At 34.1% G+C, this 964-nt stretch carries 1 protein-coding gene; it reads right to left on the bottom strand.

The window, feature by feature from the left end; all coding sequences use genetic code 11:
* Positions 1 to 172: 172 nt before the first annotated feature.
* A partial coding sequence (locus tag ACFIQE_RS10835; protein WP_375707748.1) for an MBL fold metallo-hydrolase occupies positions 173 to 964 on the bottom strand: 792 nt, incomplete at its 5' end.

Genomic DNA, 964 nt, shown 5'->3' with positions numbered 1-964 from the left:
CATGCTGTCAAGGAAACCGCTAAAACCACAATACATACACCCCGCTTAAAATTCTTATACATAAAAGCCTCATTTTTAACATAAAAAAACACTAAATATGTCAAAAATGAAATAAAATAAAGGATAAATTTAAAAGTGTTTTATTTAACTTAAAATATTGCGCATAATAAGCTTACGCATCTGTTTCAAAAGTAAGACCTTGATATGCAGGTTTTACATAGGGTGGAACGTAATTTATTACCTTATTGTAATCCAGCGATCTATCCATATGTGTGAGTATTGCTTGTTTTGGCTTTAAATATTTTATCCATTGTAATGCTTGATCAACAGAAAAATGACTTGGGTGAGATTTAAATTGAAGGGCTTCAATGATGAGAACATCCAAACCCATTAATTTGGATAATGTTTTTTCAGGAAACTCGCTAACATCTGTACAATAGGCAACATTTCCGATACGGAAACCTAAAGAATGAATATTTCCATGGTGTTGTAAATGCGTATTAACGCTTATTGTTCCACCCTCCCCTTGAATAATAAATTGGCTATCTTCATTGATAAGATGCTCTTTTAAAATAGGAGAATAAGATGAATCTTTTGGTGTTTGAAAACAATATCCGAAAGCATTTTTGAGATGTTCTAGTGTAAATCTGTCCGCATAGATATCTATTAAACATTTTTGTGCAAGTGCATAGCTGCGTAAATCATCAATACCGTGGATATGATCTGCATGAGAATGTGTGTAAAGAGCAGCATCAAGATGGTCCACATGCGCTTCAATCATTTGTGAGCGAAAATCCGGCCCCGTATCAATAACGATTGTTGTTTTTTTCCCTGATGGTTTAATGCGTTCAACTAATAAAGAACTTCTGTAGCGTTTATTTTTAGGATTATTCGGATCACATGTTCCCCAATCACCATTAGGTCTTGGCACTCCTGGAGAAGGACCACAACCTAATATTGTAAA

The sequence above is a fragment of the Bartonella sp. AA1HLJMS genome (genome assembly GCF_042197445.1).
Classification (GTDB): domain Bacteria; phylum Pseudomonadota; class Alphaproteobacteria; order Rhizobiales; family Rhizobiaceae; genus Bartonella.
The sequence above is the reverse complement of the archived record's forward strand: the minus strand, read 5'-3'. Positions and strand labels throughout refer to the sequence as shown.